This is a genomic window from Bacillota bacterium (assembly GCA_013178125.1).
In the GTDB taxonomy this organism is placed as follows: domain Bacteria; phylum Bacillota; class SHA-98; order Ch115; family JABLXJ01; genus JABLXL01.
In genome coordinates, this window is sequence record JABLXJ010000008.1 from 1 (window position 1) to 17,569 (window position 17,569).

At 55.4% G+C, this 17,569-nt stretch carries 13 protein-coding genes; 4 read left to right on the forward strand and 9 right to left on the reverse strand.

Annotated features, from left to right (window positions below; all coding sequences use genetic code 11):
• Positions 1–28: 28 nt before the first annotated feature.
• The gene (locus HPY71_08280; GenBank protein NPV53508.1) at positions 29–340 is read right to left on the reverse strand and encodes a transposase; all 312 of its coding nucleotides are present in this window, start codon (positions 338–340) and stop codon (positions 29–31) included.
• Between the two features lie 302 nt (positions 341–642).
• Here HPY71_08280 and HPY71_08285 point away from each other — a divergent pair, with 302 nt between their 5' ends.
• Positions 643–1,170, forward strand: coding sequence for a helix-turn-helix transcriptional regulator (locus HPY71_08285; GenBank protein ID NPV53509.1), 528 nt, complete (start codon positions 643–645; stop codon positions 1,168–1,170).
• 427 nt (positions 1,171–1,597) lie between these two features.
• On the opposite strand, the gene HPY71_08290 is transcribed toward HPY71_08285, so the two are convergent.
• From HPY71_08290 to HPY71_08315, 6 genes are all read right to left on the reverse strand, one after another.
• Positions 1,598–2,593 (reverse strand): hypothetical protein, encoded by a 996-nt coding sequence (locus HPY71_08290; protein ID NPV53510.1) that lies wholly within the window; start codon positions 2,591–2,593, stop codon positions 1,598–1,600.
• Between the two features lie 179 nt (positions 2,594–2,772).
• Positions 2,773–4,176 carry a hypothetical protein gene (locus tag HPY71_08295; protein ID NPV53511.1) on the reverse strand — a complete coding sequence of 468 codons (1,404 nt, stop codon included), beginning with the start codon at positions 4,174–4,176 and terminating at the stop codon, positions 2,773–2,775.
• A 308-nt stretch (positions 4,177–4,484) separates the two neighbouring features.
• On the reverse strand, positions 4,485–5,417 hold the full coding sequence (locus HPY71_08300; protein ID NPV53512.1) for a substrate-binding domain-containing protein: 933 nt from the start codon (positions 5,415–5,417) through the stop codon (positions 4,485–4,487).
• A gap of 431 nt (positions 5,418–5,848) precedes the next feature.
• Positions 5,849–6,919, reverse strand: a complete 1,071-nt coding sequence (locus HPY71_08305; protein NPV53513.1) for a ribose ABC transporter permease — start codon at positions 6,917–6,919, stop codon at positions 5,849–5,851.
• Entirely contained in the window at positions 6,919–8,421 is a 1,503-nt protein-coding gene (locus HPY71_08310) for a sugar ABC transporter ATP-binding protein (protein ID NPV53514.1), read from the reverse strand. Before HPY71_08310 ends, HPY71_08305 begins: the two co-directional genes overlap by 1 nt.
• 245 nt (positions 8,422–8,666) lie before the next feature.
• Positions 8,667–9,731: a LacI family DNA-binding transcriptional regulator gene (locus tag HPY71_08315; GenBank protein ID NPV53515.1), complete on the reverse strand. Its 1,065-nt coding sequence runs from the start codon at positions 9,729–9,731 to the stop codon at positions 8,667–8,669.
• 588 nt (positions 9,732–10,319) lie between these two features.
• Here HPY71_08315 and HPY71_08320 point away from each other — a divergent pair.
• The 3 genes from HPY71_08320 (at position 10,320) to HPY71_08330 (ending at position 13,383) form a co-directional block, all read left to right on the forward strand.
• Positions 10,320–11,213, forward strand: coding sequence for a LysM peptidoglycan-binding domain-containing protein (locus tag HPY71_08320; GenBank protein ID NPV53516.1), 894 nt, complete (start codon positions 10,320–10,322; stop codon positions 11,211–11,213).
• Positions 11,214–12,263: 1,050 nt separating this feature from the next.
• Positions 12,264–12,482, forward strand: coding sequence for a NifU family protein (locus HPY71_08325; protein ID NPV53517.1), 219 nt, complete (start codon positions 12,264–12,266; stop codon positions 12,480–12,482).
• Between the two features lie 358 nt (positions 12,483–12,840).
• Positions 12,841–13,383, forward strand: a complete 543-nt coding sequence (locus HPY71_08330) for a hypothetical protein (GenBank protein NPV53518.1) — start codon at positions 12,841–12,843, stop codon at positions 13,381–13,383.
• Between the two features lie 193 nt (positions 13,384–13,576).
• Here HPY71_08330 and HPY71_08335 read toward each other — a convergent pair whose 3' ends face one another.
• Positions 13,577–15,922, reverse strand: coding sequence for a transketolase (locus tag HPY71_08335; GenBank protein ID NPV53519.1), 2,346 nt, complete (start codon positions 15,920–15,922; stop codon positions 13,577–13,579).
• Between the two features lie 575 nt (positions 15,923–16,497).
• Positions 16,498–17,487 carry a sugar-binding transcriptional regulator gene (locus HPY71_08340; protein NPV53520.1) on the reverse strand — a complete coding sequence of 330 codons (990 nt, stop codon included), beginning with the start codon at positions 17,485–17,487 and terminating at the stop codon, positions 16,498–16,500.
• Positions 17,488–17,569: the final 82 nt, after the last annotated feature.

Genomic DNA, 17,569 nt, shown 5'->3' on the forward strand with positions numbered 1-17,569 from the left:
CGCCTTGTCCTTTTGGAAAGCCTCAGTCTCATTGTAGGCAGCCGTTTGAAACCAGGATACAGTATGGGTACTTGACCTCGAGGTCTACCCTGATCGCGCGGGCCATCTCCCGGTCAGAATAGCCCAGGATCCTTTGCAGGATCAGAGCGAGGCTGAGAAGCGCCGGAGATACGCTGTCACGGCCCTTATCCAAGTCGTAAAGCGACCTAAAATCCCCATCCTTTACGAGAGGGAGGATGAGCTCCCTGAAGGCGTAGAACAAGCTATCCTTCTTGACTATACCGAAGGTAGTAAGCAGTTTCTCATATGCTGACATTGTGATGCTACGCAGCCCGATCACCAGATATCCACTCCTAGAATAGAGGTTTTATGGAGACATGGCTTATCTTGTCTTATGATTAGGTACAGTTTATAGGCGCAGTCTACATGTAAATAGTTCCGTCATAACCACCGCCAGCCAGAATATCTGGTAGCTAGTGGGAAAAGTCAACGGCCTCTGTCACAGATCCCTGTCATTCTGCCCGGCGCGCTTGCAATAATACTTCAGTAATACTTTTGGAGTATATTGTCAAGAGAAAATTACTACTTTTAGGTTGTATCCATATCTCGACCACCATTGTAAGATTAAACAGGGGTGGTCGAATGCCCGAAATCAAGCCATCAATCAAGCCATCGGACCTGGATAACCACAACCAGTCTGAGTTAAACATCTTCCAGTCTGAGTTAAGCGTTTTAGGGCAGAGGATACGTCAACTGCGCAAGCCAAGAAACTGGTCGCAGGCTACTCTCGCAGAGCTGTGCGATGTCAGCCCCTCATATATTGGATCAGTCGAGCGGGGAGAGAAGCTCCCCTCCCTCCAGGTGCTGAGCAAGATTGCAAAGACATTCTCAGTTAGAATAGGGGTCCTGTTTGAGGTGCCAGCAACCCCCGAGGAGAAGGAGATTGATAAGATATCCATAATGCTGCGGGGTAAACCCATTGAGGATATCCATTACGTAGCGGAGGTTACGGAGCTCTACTTGAGGCGTCTAGCGCAAATCCGCGGTTATGATAACGGCCTGGATCACGGCAACGAAACCGGGGCGCACGCCGGCGGCGCAGAGAGGGATTCCGGACCAGCTACAACCAGCCCAAGCCCGGGGAATGGGGAACAAAATGGGGAATCTTGACATAGACTTCCATATTGTTACAAGAGGTTGGACGTGCTGCACCTTGCAGCATATCTTTGAAAAACATGCTGCAATCAGTAGCATGGAGGGGTCTGATGCTACTGATTACAGCACGTTTTTAAAAAATGTGCTACTCTTTGCAGCATGTTTTCAGAAAATATGCTGCAAGCTACAGCATGATAGGGGATAAGAGATAGGGGATAGGGGATAGGGGATGGAGTGTACTCAAATCCTGGCAATAATATGGGAATTTATATCACGAGTTGAATGTATGTTAAGATGGAGCGACTGGCATCACCTTTTGAGGCCGATCTGCTGATCCTAGCTGAGGATGCAAGCCAGCCGCTCCGAGAGATAGTGCTAAAAAACGGGGTGGCATGGTATACGAAGAAGATCTGTCTTTCTCTACCTTTCGCGATTATCACATCTAGCGTAGCCGCGCATACCCGAGAATCTCGAGGATATCCTCCATTATCCGGGCGGCCTGTTCGATAGAATCATACAGGTACTGTCTCGATTCAGCAGCTTCAAACTCACCCGCATCGATTAAGCTCTTCCTGGCGACGAGCTGCCCGGCGGCATACTGGCCAGCCTCCCTTGCTATTCTAGTCCACATATTGACCCGCACGACCCCATCAGCGCCCAGGTCTTGCATTTGATCGTTCGATAGGGACGAGGTTCCATGGAGCACCAACATCGCGGCGCCCAGTCTCTCCGTAAGCAATCTTGCGCGGTCTTTGAGATATTTTACCCCGCCCGGTGCCCGCGTCTGCTGCTCGGTGCCCAGGTCCGCGACAAGGAAATCGACCTTTGTGCGCTTCATATATTCAACGGCATCGCTCACATAGGAATCGGCCTTTCCGGCCCCGGCCGCTTTTTCTGCCGTCTCTGCCGACCCCTTCGCGCGCCCCTCCACGCTAAGCCTTTCAAAGATCCCTTCAACAAGAACCCGGTCCCCATAAGCTTTAACGTAATCCGCGGTCAATGCGACATTCTCGTCCCAGGGGTATTTCTGGGCATCAAACATCACACTGGCAAGGTAGTCAGCCCCTTCTGTCAGGGCCCACCTATCCTTCTGCGGGTCAGCATGATCCAAATGTGGCAGGACCGTGACATCATAGTAGGGTGATGTGGGACGCCCGCAAAGAGCCTTTAAATGCTCCATGATGGAAATGAATCCGGCCTGTGGATCCTGGCTGTATGTAATACGGCAGGCCTGGGGCATGTTCTCGTAGGTGAAGGTCATAGCAACCGCTACGGGGATGTCTTTTATACTGTACCGCTCGGCCATGTGCCTGGCTGCGAGGAGAATAGCCTCTGTATTCCAGTGGCTCGCCGTGCAAAAGACCGCCATCGGCACCCCGCTCCTGCGCAGCCGCTCTGTAATCTCCATTGCCCTCCTTCTATCTGTTGCTATTGCCATGCCTCGGTGCTACCTCCTCTCCCGTGTCACTTTCTCTTGTTCGTCGCCTTTATCCACCTATCTTTTATACTACCAGTTATAGGTTCTGACCGCAAGATATGGATTTTAGAGAAATGGGGGAACCCCGTAAGGAGGATATTACATACTCAATTATTCAATTATTTCAATACCTATATCATCTAGATATCCGCCTTAACACCCAGGATATCGCAGAGCGCAGCCAATTCAGGCTTCCAGTCGCCATAAACGAGGAGATAATGTTGACCTATTGCCTTCTCGAGGAATGAATCAATATCGCCATCAAGCCTGATCACCGCCTGCGGCCACCTCTCAGGGAAAAGCCCACGGGGTTCGAGCGGCATGTCGAGAACCGTGCCGGTAGCCATGTGTATTCGTGCTGTCCCTTTGCCGCCGCCTAGCTTCGCGATAGTGACCAGCCCGGGCCTCAATGGGAAGGAGGTGGTTGCGCCTCTGGATGTCCCCGGGTACCCCATCATGACAGGGACCGGCCACAGGGCGATTGAATCCCTATCTCTTGCCATAGAAAGCGGCCCCGATCCGCAATTTATGAGCCTGATTGCGCCCTTTTCTCGCACCACAGAATTCAGATCTCCAAAGAAAACGGTTTGGCCCGTTAACCTGTTGAGGATGAACATCGTGACACACGATGGCATATCGGCCTCGCACGCGCACATTATACCGTCATCATTGAGGAGCGAGTGAGAAAGGCAAGCGGCCCACCCGAGCCCGCATGCGCTCGAAGAGAGCTCCGGTTGGCACTTGTTCCCTATTGCATCCAGACCCTCATCCTCGACGATTTTCTTGAGCGCAAGGTATATCTTGCATTGAACCAGCAAATCCTCATCATTCAAGGTCTCCCCTGTCTCAGAGACCTCGCTCACGATATGCCCCACAGTCTCCTTCACCCTGGCCAGAACCTCCCTGGCCTCCTCGTCAGGGACCCTTTCCATGTTTTTGATTACCCAGTAAGTATCATAATGCGGGAGATCAAATCCAGCCACCTGTTTCCAGTAGAACTCATCAATCGTCGCGTTGTACATACCCATGGATTTCCCGCCGATTTCGCCGAATTTCGCACCTGCCAGCCTGGCGGCAACGGCCGCTGCGCGGGCCCGTTTGGCGATCGCCTCGATCACGCAGTCTTCCTCCGGGAGTCCCGCGATAAATTTAAATCTCGCCCCCATCTCTTGGAGGGTGTATTTTGCAACCGTCGCGCCGCCGAGCGCAAAATTTGCTATTGTGGTCAGCGACCATAGACAGAACGGAACCTTCAAGGCCCGCACTGAGCTCACAACCTGGGGCGCCAGTATCCATGTCCCTATTAAATAAACTATGAGATCCGCTTTCTCTGCGACAGCCCTTGAGGTCTCGGCGATAACGCCAGCTTCATCACTGACGATGTCCCCCCCTGTAACCTCACACCCTGCAGCTCCAAGCCGCTGGACGGCCTCCTTGACCAGCTCCGGGATGTTCTCCGCATACTCCCGGGGTTTAGTCACCGCGATCAGCCGGACCTTTGGTATCGCCGGCATCGCCTTGTTCGAACCTATATCAGAATTCATTCAACATACCCCCAAGTCAGCAGCCATGTTAGCAGCTACGCTTAATCAAAAAACCGGAGAGGGGTTGGGCCCCTCTCCAAACGTACCCTATATTTTCCCGCCAGGCTTCTATCGCCTTATCAAGGTCTCGAGGTCTCGAGCTGCCTTACCTCTTGACCTGGATAACATAGCACCTTCATCGCTCCGTCCTTTAGCCTCGGTGATAAGGCCAGTCAACCGGGAGGCATCATGCCTCCCGCCTCCCTCTTTAGTTGGAGATGGTTGGCTGTTGATTCATGAAGCCTAATCTAATTCTTAGAATGCGTCTCCTATTTTAGGAACTGGTCGACATTCTCGGGCGTCACGAGCTTGACCGGTGCGTAGATGACCTCGGGAAGCTTCTCGCCCTTGAGGACCTTCATAGCAGCGTCAACGCCCATGCGGCCCATTTCATACGGCTGCTGCGCGACCGTGCCGGCAAGGCCGCCATCCTTAATGGATTTCAGAGCGTCAGGGATGGCGTCAAACCCAACCACCTTAACCTGGCCCTGCTTCCTGGCGGCCTTTATAGCCTCGAGGGCGCCGAGTGCCATCTCGTCATTCTCGGCGAATACTGCGTCGATATCGGGGTGGGCCTGGAGCATGTTTTGCATCACGGTCATTCCAAGGCTCCTCTGAGAATCGGCAGGCTGCCGCCCCACTATCTTTATGCCGTACTTCTTCATCACTTCAGTGAACCCATCGCCCCGGAGCTTTGGAATCTTGTATCCGAGCTGGCACTGGATGTGAACGGCCTTCCCCTTTCCTCCTAGCAGCTTGGCAACGTATTCACCAGCCATCTCTCCGCCCTTGAAGTTATCCGAGACTATGAGCGTCTCTATCTTCCCGGTGTTTACGCCGACGTCAACAACCACGACAGGCACGTTTTTACGATTCGCCGCCTGGACGCAGGTCCCACCTGAATCCGAATCCCACGGCGACAAGAGTAGGACATCGATCTTTCGCTGGAGCAAATCCTCAACCTGCGCAAGCTGCTTCGCAGGGTCGGTACGAGCATCAAGGACGATCACATCGGCGCCGAGTTCCTTTGCACGAGACTTAATACCTTCAGCCACCGTAACCCAGAACTGGTTCCCAAGGTCCTGCACGGAATAGCCCAGGAGAATTTTCTTGGATGCAGCGATACCAGTTCCGCTTACCATCAACGACCCCAAAACGACAATGGCCAGAGAGATGACAACCAACATTCTTAAACTCTTCATTTATTCCACCCCCCAATTGTATTTAACCAACTATTATATTTTTGATAGCACCTCTAATCGAACCTTTCAGATCTCCTCTCCCTTAGCACGCACACGATAATCCAACCAGGCGATACGCATACACTATACTACATTACACTACACACTACGCCCATTGAGAGTTCAAGGAAAGCTGATACCCTGCGGCATCACACCGCAATGCTAACCATAATGTTACAAGACGACGCTATCGCCGTAATCCATGTCTACCCTGTCCTCGCAAACACCCCCTCCCCCCAGCCTGATCCCCACCAGGGCGGGGCTACAACTACGATGGGATCATGGCCATGGTTTATATTTATAACCGCCCCGCGCCGGGGCCAACCCGCGCCAACTCGCAGTAGCCAGGGCCGATTCATGGGCCAACGCGTGGCCCCAGCTCTCCCGCCCCATCAGGAGTATTTCTGCCTCTTTGCGCGACGGTCCATCAAGACTGCCGCGATGATGACCGCGCCAAGCACGACCCCCTGCCAGAACGGGTCCACATTGACCAGGTTGAGCGCATTCCTGATCACCCCTATGATCAACGCCCCGACGAATGTCCCGCTTATGCGCCCCGAACCCCCGGAGAGGCTCGTCCCCCCTATGACAACTGCAGCGATAGCATCGAGCTCATACCCCTGGCCCGCGAGCGGGTGAGCAGAATTGATCCTCCCTACGAACATGATGCCTGCCAGCCCGGAGAGCAGCCCGCTTATTACATAAACAAGGGTCTTATAATAATCGGTCTTTATCCCCGAGAGGCGGGCGGCCTTCTCATTGCTGCCGAGCGCGTAAATGTATCTCCCGGTGGCCGTCTGGGATAGGACAAACCAGCAAATCACGAAGAGCACCACTGCTTCGATTACAGGCACCGGGATTGCACCCAAATAGCCCGCCCCGAAGAAACGGAAGGCATCTGAGAAGTTGCTGATGGGCATGCCCCTCGTATAAACGAAGGCAAGGCCGCGCGCTATGGCCATGGTGCCAAGGGTCGCGCAAAATGGTGGGACATCTCCGTAACTGATCAACAAGCCGTTAACGAGCCCGAGGAATGCCCCAACCCCCAGGCCGGTGATTATCCCGGCGAAGGTCGAGCCTGTAGCCCTTAATACCCCTGCAAGCAGCACCGCTGATAATCCAAGAACAGAGCCAACGGATAGATCAATGCCGCCCGTAAGTATGACGAAGGTTGAGCCCGCCGCTATGACGGCTATGATAGCAACCTGCAAGACGACGTTCATGAGATTCCCGACGGTGAAGAAAACGGGCGACAATATCCCGGCAATGATGCACAGTGCTATCAACCCTAAAATGGGCCCCGACTGTTTTGCAATGCCAGCTAAGCCGGCTACACCAGCTGGACTGGGGATCCTCCCTGCCTTCTCTTCTGAATTGATTCTCACCTCATTGACTCTCGCCTCCGCATCCACACTTGCCCTCGGGGATCCTGTCTCTCGTGAAACCTGCCCGGCCGAATCCATTACACCGCACCTCCCGCAGCTGCAGCCATCATTACCTTCTCCGGGGTCGCCTCGCCTCTTGGGAATTCTGCAGCTACCCTCCCATTAGACATGACCAGTATACGGTCTGCAACACCTAGGACCTCGGGTAGCTCTGAGGAGATCATTATTATCCCCACCCCGCTGGCCGCAAGCTGGCCCATGATTCTATGAATCTCAGACTTCGCTCCCACATCGATGCCCCTTGTGGGTTCATCGAGAATCAACACCTTCGGGCGACTACCAAGCCACTTGGCGATGGCTACCTTCTGCTGGTTGCCCCCGCTCAGAAAGCCGACCACCTGCTCGATTCCTGGCGTCTTTATATCCAACTGTTGCTTGAGGGCCTCTGTTGCCTGTCGCTCCGCGTTCCCGTCAACCCTTACGCCCTTCAAAAACCGGCCGAGGCTTGCGAGCGTTACATTCTCCCTGATGGTCATATTTAGATGCAGCCCCTGGTCGCCTCGATCCTCCGGTATGAAGGCCATCCCGCGGGCTATTGCATCATGAGGGCTGCGGAGATGGACTGGCCTCCCCTCAATGAGGATCTCGCCCTTATCCACTGGGGTAGAGCCGAAGATTGCCTGCGCCAATTCCGAGCGCCCTGCGCCGACGAGGCCCGCGATGCCGAGAATCTCCCCGCGCCGCAGTGAGAAACTGATATTCTTCAATCTCTTCCCCTGGGAGAGCCCCCTCACCTCGAACACGACCTCGCCGATAGGGACATCCTCCTTTGGGAAAAGGGTATCAACCTTGCGCCCGACCATCATCTTTACGAGCGCCTCTTTATCCACCGCCGCTATCGGCAGGGAGTCCACGAACCTGCCATCACGTAAAACAGTCACATGGTCAGCGATTTCGAATATCTCGTCGAGATGGTGGCTGATGAAGATTATGGCTACGCCCTGCGCCTTAAGCTTCCTCATTATTTCAAAGAGCGTCTCCACCTCATGTTTGCTGAGAGAGGATGTCGGCTCGTCCATGACGAGCACCTTCGATCTCAGGCTGAGAGCCTTACAGATTGCGACGAGCTGGCGGTCGGCAATCGAAAGGTCCTTCAAGATTGACGACGGGTTTATACCGGCATTGATCTCCTCGAGAGCCTCAGCCGCGGCATCTCTCAACCGGCCATAATCGATCCTCCCGAGCGAGCCCCGGCGCGGGAAACGCCCGAAGAAAATGTTCTCGGCAACGCTCAGGTCAGGGATGAGATTGAGGTCCTGATATATTATGGCAATCCCAAGAGCCTGAGCATCAGCAGGTGTATTGATCTCCACGGGCTTCCCATTGAGCAATATCTCGCCGCTGTCCTTCTGGTAAGCCCCGGCTATGATCTTCATCAACGTGCTCTTGCCCGCGCCGTTCTCCCCGACCAGGGCATGGATCTCCCCGCTGTAAACCGCGAGATTAACCCCATCGAGGGCAAGAACGCCGGGGAATCGCTTTTTAATGTTGCGCATTTCGAGAATCGGGGCTTCTTTCATCAGGCATCGCCTCCCACCCCATCCATTCAATACCACCCGATCCCATCCCATTTTATCCTATCCATCCGGTCCCATCTTAGTCTATCCGACACCATCCGACACTATCCGATCCCATATCATCTGCCGCATACTATACCACTGCCTTATCCTGGCTACCCCGGCCCCGTATCACCTCGGGTCCGCGTCACCTCATTTAAGGCCCAGGCCTCCCGCGGCCCCAATCCCAGCCTCCTACATCCATCATCTCAGCCACCTGCAGTAGCAGCAAACGAGACTGAGCCCGCGATCCCGGTCTGCACTGTTGCAGGTGGCGCACAGGATTGCCTTATAACCAGCTTCGGTTTCAGCTCCTTATGGCGTTCCTGGATCGCCTCGCCCTTGAGTTCTGAGATGAGCATGGAGGTCCCCACCACCACCATTTCATCTATCGGCTGGGCCATCGTGGTCAGGGGCGGCGATATCACGCGCGCCAGGTCGATATCGTCATAACCCGTAACGGAGATGTCCTCCGGCACTCGCAGCCCGCTTTCCCGCAGAATCTCATATGTTCTTACAGCCTTTATATCGTTTGAACAGAATATGGCCGTCGGTCGCCCCCTGGAGTTTAGCAGCTCGACCAGCTCGGGACACTCCGCTGCGCGCCACCTAGATTCATCATTGACAATGATGAGCGACTCGTCAAAAGGTATGCCATTCTCGCGTAATGCGATCTTGTAGCCCTCGAGCCTCTGCCTCTCCGCATAGGTCACATCGGAGGTTGCGAACGCAATCTTCCTGTGGCCGAGGGAGATCAGGTATTGGGTGATCTCATACCCCCCATAGATGTCGTCAAGGGTCACGGTCGGAATGTCATACCCTGTCACCGAGACATCGAAAAGGACTACAGGTATGCCCTCCCTGGCCTTGAAGTTTATGATATTGGTTGCATCACCAACCACCCCGGCCAGGAGAATGCCGTCAACGCTTCGATCCTTCATCAATTTCAAGTAGGTCAATTCCTCGCTGGTCTGGTTATCTGTATTGCAGATTATGGCCGAGTAGCCGTTCTCCTTCATTATACGCTCAGCCTTCCAGCAGACATGCGCAAAGAACGGGTTTCTTATGTCAGGCACGATAACGGCGATCGAATAGCTCTTCTTTGTCGCGAGGCTCCTGCCCAGAAGGCTGGGACTGTAATTAAGGAGGGATACGGCCTGCTTAACCAGGCGTTCGGTGTCGGGCGATACAGGCCCGCTCTTGTTGAGAACGCGCGATACTGTGCTCTTCGATACTCGCGCAAGCCTTGCCACATCATTGATCGTTACCTTCATAGCTTCTTAAAACCTCGACTCCTCCGGGAACCGGTTTTACTGGCATAACAGCTCTGCCTACCACCTGTCGCACCGGTTCATTTCATCCAGCGATTTCGGTAAAAACAGATAACATATGACATCTCATCGCCTGGTGGATCAAAAACGTGATCGTGGCTACTAGAACCGGTTCCATCTGTCGATATATATACGACAAACATGCCCTAATTCCTTCTCAAAATTCCTTCCCAACCGAGAATAAATTTTGTCGTAATTCCGGCGGCACCGCAATCAATCCAGCAGTTCCCGGGGATATCATCGCGGATATCGTCATGGTGGCTTCCAGGGGAGATCAGGAATAGAATATCATATAATCATCATAGTGCATTGTAGCGTGTTGAATAGTATGCTGGGTGGAGTTCGAATCAGGAGTTAGAATCGAGTTTCGAGTTCTAGAGTTTCGAGTTCTACTAAACATGCGCCACAAACCGCCATGGATAGCCACGAAGCTAAGCTAAGCTGGCTACGAGGCTACGAAACGCGCGCCCCAGGTTGTGGCATAGCCGCAGATTGTGTGGTAATTATGCGGCAGAGGAGGGATGAATTCCCATGATCACCTATGTGGTTCAACCAGGCGATACCGTCTGGAAGATCGCCCAGCAGTTCGGCGTAACTGTTGAAGTCATCGTTAGCGCAAACAACCTGGCAACCCCCGATCAAATCTTTGCGGGTCAGATTCTTTTGATCCCGACAGTTGCGGTGCCGCCCGCCCCGCGCCCGGTGCCACCCCCGCCGCCTCCGCCACCCCCGATTCCCTTGCCGCCCGGCTTCAGGGTTTACGTGGTCCAGCCCGGCGATACCCTCGCTGCCATCGCTGCCCGCTTCGGCACCACCGTGGAGGCAATAGCCAGGGCAAACAACATCGCCAACCCGGACCTCATTTATGTAGGACAGGTCCTCAGGATTCCTGTAGGCGTCGCGCCGCCGGTGCCTCCAGGACCACCTGCGCCGCCGGGCCCGCCCGTGCCGCCAGGCCCTCCAGGGCCGCAACCTGTGCCCCCTGGGCCTCCGACGCCTCCGGCGCCTCCGGCGCCTCTACCGGTCCCGGCACGCAACTACGTGACGCGGCTGGAAGGCGGGATTCTATACATTTTGTATACGAACAAGGCGCTCTACGAGCTCGGGGAGCCTGTGAGAATCGTGCTCGCAAAGACGAATGTCACGAACCAGCCCATTACCCTCGAATACCGGTCGGGCCAGCGGTATGATTTTCTCATCACCAGAAATGACCAGGAGATATGGCGCTGGTCCCGGGGCAAGGCATTCGTCATGGTGATACAGACGGTCACCCTCAACCCCGGCGAGAACCAGGTTTTTCGCGAAGTCTGGACCCAGGTCGACAATGAAGGCCGCCCCGTGAGGCCCGGCACATACCGCCTCACCGGCTGGAACACGGCAACAAATGTCCAGCTTACGCTGGAGATCGAGATCAGGGCCAGCTGAGCTGCTCCATATCCTATATTGCATATCGCATGCTGTACGTCCCGTATACCATACCCCATATCACGTGGCGCGCAGCGTGGTGCAGCGACCTGTGGAGGTTATCCACACACCCAGGGGTTAGATATGCTGCACCACGCAGCATATCGGGGCGGAATGTGCTGCTCATTGCCGCATATCTTTAGAAAGTATGCTGCAATGAGCAGCATCATGTTTTGGAGAATTCTGGCGGCGATATTGAAATCCATATCATAGACCTGGACATAAAATCCTAAGGTTTTGACGTAAGATGCCAAAGAATTCCAATTACCTAATAGCTGGTGGCTTGTTGCGGCCATCCTGCCAACATTCTTGGCAGGATGGCCCCGGTCACGGGTGAGCCTGCCTACTTTCTTGGCGGGTTGCGCGCGAAGATGCCAAGATCCTTGGCAGTTTACCTTGCTCAGGGTATTAGGGTGATCACTTTTTTGGCAGGTCACGTATAGAGGTGCCAAGTTTATGGGCAGGCACGCATACATCCTGCCAATATTCTTGGCAGTCTGCCCTAGTCAAGGGTCGAAGATGTCTATTCTCTTGGCAGGCCGCGCGTGATGATGCCAAAATTCTTGGCAGCTGCGCACCCAGCCTGCCAATATTCTTGGCGATTTACCCCGGTCAGGGGTGAACTTGCCTACTTTTTTGGCAGGGAGGTGGGGTAGCATGGCAAGTTTCTTGGCACCTTATGTCAAAACCTCAGGGACATAAAATCTCCGGGCCTTGAAAGGATAAGGACAGAAGATATATAATGTCACTTGGAAGGATTTCGAGCGAAATCCTCTAGGAATATGCTCGGAAACCCTGTCGAAGGGGCTGTATCCCACGATATATCGGCATAGTTCCTAAGAGCGGCCACAATATATAGAGTGGCTACAGCATATGGGGTGGCTGCAACATATAGGGTGGCCAAAACATATATGGATGGCGGGGATTTTCGAGCAATCTCCTAGGAATCGGAAGAGAAGGTATGCTGGAAAGCATGCGGGAAGAGAAAATATGCGGGAGGTGCAGCAGTTGTTGCGCGAGAAGGTTGAGAAGGCCCTCGAGAGTATAAGGTCTGCGCTGCGAGCCCACGGCGGCGACGTTGAACTCGTAGATGTGACCGGCGACATCGTTAAGGTGAGATTGACCGGCGCCTGCGTCGGGTGCCCGATGTCGATGATGACCCTCAAGAACGGGGTGGAGCGTGCCATAAAGGCCGAGGTGCCCGAGGTGAAGAGCGTCGAGGCCGTTTGAGGCCACTTGAGGCCGTCTGAGGCTGTTTAAGGCTGTTTGAGGAATGATTCAGCAACGTCGCCGAAAAGTGGGCTTTGACCCATAAATTACTTGAAAGATTTTCAATCTAAACGTCGAATTCTCTCTCCCGAGAGGGCAGCGCCCTACCAGGAGACACGCACTAATCGCGCTACTATTCGCAGCACAGCTGGCGCCCGGTATCTCTAGATGGGAATGGGAAGGAACTGCCCGGGACCGGTCACCTCAGGCTCTAAAGAGGCCTGCGGAGGGACAGGCCCGGACGGACTGACCTCGGTGGAACCCCGGCCCAATATCCCTCTACCGGCTCTGGTTGCCAGCTATTTAAAAGGAGCAGGATATGGAGAATCACACCCTAACTATCGCAGCAGTCATTGCCCTACTCATACTGGCCGTAGCAGGGACAGGAGGACAACCCGGGGTGTTGACCCCATCTGAGCCCGTTCTGGGCGAAGACCCAAGCCAGAGCGCCCCACCTCCTACCCTCCCTGCTCCGGCCCCTGATACTTTGCAGGTTTCACCGGAGGACAGGCTCCTCCTTGCAAGCCTCATACGCGCTGAGGCTGAGGGGGAGCCCTTCGAAGGACAGGTCGCCGTTGGGGCCTCGGTCCTGAACAGGGTTAAAAACCCGCGCTATCCTGATAGCATCCCTGGCGTGATCTACCAGATCGATAGCGGCTACTGGCAGTACCAGGTTGTCCAGGACGGGAGCATCAACCTCCCGCCAACGCCAACCTCCCTGGCGGCCGCTGACCGGGCGCTCGAGGGGGAAGATCCATCGTGGGGCGCGACCGGCTTCTATAACCCCGCCAAGACAAGCAATCCGTGGGTCCGGTCAAGGCCTGTTACAAGGGTTATAGGGAATCACGTCTTCTTCCGTTGACATCCGCTATAGCCAGTTAACATCCGCTATAATTATTCGTTTAATATCTGCCATGTCTGCCCGTCTGGTTCGTTGTTCGTTAGCTCGTTAATCTCTATCATAGCCATTGCAGCGTGCTTTATAATGCCTGCGCAGGTGCCGCCCGGCACCTGCGCAATCATCAGCGGAGCATGAAAACATGGTAGCTGCCCTTTCAGCGCTCCCTTCTCGCAAAGCGCTCTATGCCCTCCAGGAGCCACTTCTCGGTAAGATGGGCCTCATCCAACACCTCCTCGACCGTTCCACCGGTCCGCCACCTGTTGTCCCAGTCTGAAGACATGCTGTAGCTCGCCGATTCCTTGCTATAAATCCAATCATACATCAGCCGCCGGGCCATATTCGTTATGCACATCGAATCGCGCCAGTCCTCTTCCGGCAGGACCGTATTCCGGTATGCCTCGGGCTGCTTCATAAATAGCTCGTAGCTTATCCCCGCCACAACCTTCACATTGAGGCCCAGCTCATCGAGTTTAGGGAGGATCCGGCAGACCCCATCGGTGGTGCTCGTCCCCTGGACGATCAACGTTCCCATTTTGGGCTGGCCAGGCTTGAAATCCCTCATGGTATAAGCGCCCTTGGCGGCCTCCAGGTGCGACGGGATCCCAAGCGCAGCGCGGTCGGGAATCTGAATCGGCGGCCTGGTAAGGTGTATAGCCACGATTGGCACATCATACTCAATGGCACACTTGAGGGCCGCCCCGAGCACAACCGGCACCTCGTTATACTCCCACGGGTGGATGTTTATAATCCTCCCCTCCGGAAATAGCTGGGTGACGCCTGGCGCGAAGATGCCGAAATGGGTTCGCGAATCGTCGGCGGTCTCGGGGCCCGAGTGCCCAACAACCCAGATGACCTTGCCTACTTTGAGGGGCGAGTCCTGAGCCACCTGGCTCAAAAGCCTCATCATGCCATACTTGAGATATGAAAAGGAGCCGTATGTCGAGCAGGCGCCGAGGAAACCGTTGAATTCCCTGCGCGGGTCCGCAGCAAAGTTGGTTGTAGCAAGCCCGGCCATTATACCCGAGTTCACGAACTCGGTGATCTCCTGGGGCAGGACGACCCCGTCCAGGTTCTTTTCCCTGTCATACCAGCCGTAGCCCTCAAACCCGCCTCCAGACCCGCTCCCGCCCCACGCCTCGCCAAACCCTGCTATCTGCGTGGAATCTGCCAGGTCCGCCGACGCAACGAGAAAGAGCGGCCTGCCGTACTTTCCCCGGCACCATGCGTTAACCCAGGCGCCCCACCTGGCGAGCCCGGAGCGATTTGCCGCCTTCGTCCCTGCAGGAAGAAACATCTCGCCCGGGTAGTGTTTAAAATCGTAGAGCTCCGGGTCTGCCAGCGGGTTCTTATCGAACACTACCGTGCATGTGGAAAGCTCCTCGGACACGCTTTCGCCCAGCTCCACCAGGGTATCGGCTATGTAGTCGACGAGCTCGTCATCCTCGCGAATGACACTCGCCACGACGCCGAGATTAGCCTCAAACTGGCGGGCAAGCTCCTCGGGGTCGGACGGCGCTGGCTCACCATAGCCCTCAAAGGAAACCCTGTACTTCTCCATGAAGGGCTTCTTGGTCTCCCAGAAGGTTGGACTATTCAACTTGTGCGGGGCCCCGTGCGACTTGTTATCATACACCAGGTACCCCCGCCCCTTCCTGGTCTTGAGCCACGCCATGCTGGGCACTCCACCGGGATTCGAGCCAAACCTCATCTCCACAAGCGCCCGCGTCACGCTCCTCCAATCGCTGCCATCCTCTGCGCCGACCGTGCGCCACCCATAGGACCCGAACCATTCCTCAGGCGTTCCGTAGACCACACTGCTGACCGGGTGGTTATCGATGCCGAAGTTATTCCAATCCAGAATGAGATAAAGGTTTTCAAGCCCCAGTCCCCACGCGGAATTCTTCGCCTCATGATATACGCCGGCGGTATGTCCGCCCTCCCCCTCGATGGCGAAGACCTTGACCTCACCGGCGCCCGCCCGCTTCAGGGCCAGCGCCTGGCCAACAGCGGCCGATATTCCGTGGCCCGAGGGGCCCGTGTTGAACTTAAGGATGAGGGTTCTGTTATGCACCTCGGCATGCCCGGGCAGCCCGCCCCTGCGCCTGAATCCGACTAGGTCCGCGGCATAAAGCGCCTTCTCCTCTGGGATGAGATACCTTGAGTCGCCGGTCCTTTGATACTTCGCCCGCATCGCCTCGCATAGTACCGCCAGCGTGGCGTAAACCAGGGGAATGGTGTGGCCGCCGACGAGTATCAGGCGATCCCCGAACCGCTTCTCCGGCTCCCGGATATCCCACCGCATGATGCCGGAGAGAAGCGTCGCGACCATCGCGTGAACCTTCGAACGCGATCCCCCGGGGTGGCCGCTTTGCCTGTAGTTGAGCATGATGTCGATGAGCTGGTCAACGGAATCCCCTATCTTGTCCCAGTAGCCAAACCTGGGCTCCAGCTGCCTGAGCAGCTCCGCAGGGTCTTTAGATTTAGACTTAGATTTAGACATAGATACAGCATCTCCAGATCCATTAGGCTTTAACCCCAGACCCCCAGTCACTCGAGTTCCCTCCTGTCTCATTTTTTAAGTTTTAAGTCTCCTTCTTTAAGTTCCAAGTCTCCCCGCCTCTGACTCGCCCCTAACTCACCGCCGGCCGACCCGCTGATCCGCCAACCCGCCCCAACCCGCGACTCATCTACCCGCCGCGGCACCCTCGACTGCATGGCGTCCTCGATAGCGACCTACAACGGGATATAGCGGGCCGCAGTAAGCCGCAGCGAGCCGCAACGGGCTATGGCGGGCTACATGTATAGCCGGTCTTGTGGTCTGACCGCTAGCGGTTATAGATAACTATTCCACATTACCCTCCAAACTCCTTCCTGCCGGAAGAGATCAAAATCACCCCTATTTATAAGTCCCCATTAGTTCTCTACCCGTCCATAAGCGGAAGTACTGCAGGGGAATAAGAGCACCCCACCTGTAACCCTGTCTAATATACCGAGGTTATTATACTCATAAGGTATAATTGATTAAGCCCTAACTTGATGCGGCCCGTGCTTGGCGTGCTTGGTGCCAACCCCACCCTACGAATCGAGAAGCCCCCTCGCCGCGGTCTCATCGGTTATGAGAACATTGATATAACCGCCCTTCAGGGCGCTCCGTATGGCCTTTACCTTGCGCTCCCCGCCGGCGGCCCCAACCCGTAGCGGTATATTCCTCAGCTCATGGATGGTTATGGCAATAACCCTATCATCCCATTCAGAGCGGCACGGGTTCCCATCCCCATCATAATACCTGTAGCACACATCGCCGACCGCACCCATCGCCTTCAAGACCTCGAGATCCTCCTCTTTGAGGTACCCCGCCCTGACCATTAAGGAGGAGGCATCGCACGCGCCGATCCCGACTAGGGCTATGCTGGCCTGTCTGGCCATGCCCAACACCCTCCCAATTGCCGGCTCCTGGAGGATTGCATCGCGCGTAGTCTTGCTTTCAACGACAAGCGGCGCCGGCAGCAGGTACCACTCGCCCCCGAACGCGCTCGCTATCCTGCGCGTCAGGTCGCCGGCCTGCTCGTGGGCTGCAACGTTCCCTACAAAGCCCGCAAGCTGCACAATCCTGGCCTTAACAGGCTTTGTGGGGGTAAGAGCCTTCGCGACCTCATACAACGTGCTGCCCCAGGCGGTGCTAAGAATATCGCCATCCCGCACGACGCGGCTTAAGTATTCGGCCGTAGCCCGGCCTATATCACGCCTTATGAGCCCCTCGGCCTCCCCCGCGCTCGAGACCCCGCTAACAACGTCAGCTGCAGGCACCACGATAGCCCGCCGCAGGCCATAACGCGCCTCGAGCTCCCTTGCCACGCTCGTGCATTCAAAACACGGGTCGACGACCCTGATCTGGACAGCCCCTATCTCGCGGGCCTTTTTCAGGCTTCGGGATACTGTCGACCGGGAAACGCCCATTTCCCTCGCTATGTCCTCTTGAGTCTTCCCTTCCTCATAATATAACCGAGCGATCTCCACTATCGTAAGCCGGGCACCGGCATCGAGCCCGTCCTGCAGCCCGCTCATAAAAGGTATCCCCTCTCAAATCTGTTAGCTCAACATACAAAAATATTGGCTCAACATACAAAATAAATGAATGGCAGACCCC

Coding starts and splice junctions, on each gene's coding strand:
- HPY71_08285 (NPV53509.1), top strand. CDS start 643: ATGCCCGAAATCAAGCCATCAATCAAGCCATCGGACCTGGATAACCAC.
- HPY71_08290 (NPV53510.1), bottom strand. CDS start 2,593: ATGGCAATAGCAACAGATAGAAGGAGGGCAATGGAGATTACAGAGCGG.
- HPY71_08295 (NPV53511.1), bottom strand. CDS start 4,176: ATGAATTCTGATATAGGTTCGAACAAGGCGATGCCGGCGATACCAAAG.
- HPY71_08300 (NPV53512.1), bottom strand. CDS start 5,417: ATGAAGAGTTTAAGAATGTTGGTTGTCATCTCTCTGGCCATTGTCGTT.
- HPY71_08305 (NPV53513.1), bottom strand. CDS start 6,919: ATGGATTCGGCCGGGCAGGTTTCACGAGAGACAGGATCCCCGAGGGCA.
- HPY71_08310 (NPV53514.1), bottom strand. CDS start 8,421: ATGAAAGAAGCCCCGATTCTCGAAATGCGCAACATTAAAAAGCGATTC.
- HPY71_08315 (NPV53515.1), bottom strand. CDS start 9,731: ATGAAGGTAACGATCAATGATGTGGCAAGGCTTGCGCGAGTATCGAAG.
- HPY71_08320 (NPV53516.1), top strand. CDS start 10,320: ATGATCACCTATGTGGTTCAACCAGGCGATACCGTCTGGAAGATCGCC.
- HPY71_08330 (NPV53518.1), top strand. CDS start 12,841: ATGGAGAATCACACCCTAACTATCGCAGCAGTCATTGCCCTACTCATA.
- HPY71_08335 (NPV53519.1), bottom strand. CDS start 15,922: ATGTCTAAATCTAAGTCTAAATCTAAAGACCCTGCGGAGCTGCTCAGG.
- HPY71_08340 (NPV53520.1), bottom strand. CDS start 17,487: ATGAGCGGGCTGCAGGACGGGCTCGATGCCGGTGCCCGGCTTACGATA.